The organism is Oleiphilus sp. HI0067 (genome assembly GCF_001635735.1).
On the sequence record NZ_LWFI01000465.1, the window covers coordinates 1 to 681 of the forward strand.

At 48.3% G+C, this 681-nt stretch carries 1 pseudogene; it reads right to left on the reverse strand.

Annotation, left to right across the window (positions count from 1 at the left end):
* A pseudogene (gene rpoB / locus A3739_RS05665) lies at positions 1 to 681 on the reverse strand (DNA-directed RNA polymerase subunit beta); the annotation flags it as partial.

A 681-nucleotide genomic window follows, 5' to 3' on the forward strand; every position in this document is an offset into this window, starting at 1 on the left:
ACGTAGCAACTTCTCTTCAGGAGTTAATTGCGTTTCACCTTTTGGCGTCACCTTACCAACTAGGATGTCGCCCGGGCCAACCTCAGCACCGATATAAACAATGCCTGATTCATCTAATTTAGATAACGCACTTTCACCAACATTTGGAATATCAGCAGAAATCTCTTCACTACCCAACTTCGTGTCACGCGCAACACACGTTAACTCTTGAATGTGGATAGTTGTGAAGCGATCTTCTTGGACAACTCGCTCAGATACTAGAATCGAGTCTTCGAAGTTGTAACCGTTCCAAGGCATGAATGCGATACGCATATTCTGACCTAGCGCCAGCTCACCCATATCTACTGAAGGGCCGTCTGCCATCACGTCACCACGCGCAACAGAGTCACCTTGACGCACAAGTGGCTTTTGATTGATGCAAGTATTTTGGTTAGAACGTACATACTTAGTTAGGTTGTAGATATCTACGCCTGCGTCGCCCGCGTCTACCTCGTCATCATGAACCCGAACAACGATACGACCAGCGTCAACGCTCTCAATAACACCGCCACGATCAGCCACGACACAAACACCTGAGTCTTGCGCCACGATGCGCTCGATACCGGTACCAACAAGAGGCTTATCTGAACGTAATGTAGGAACTGCCTGACGCTGCATGTTCGATCCCATCAATGCACGGTT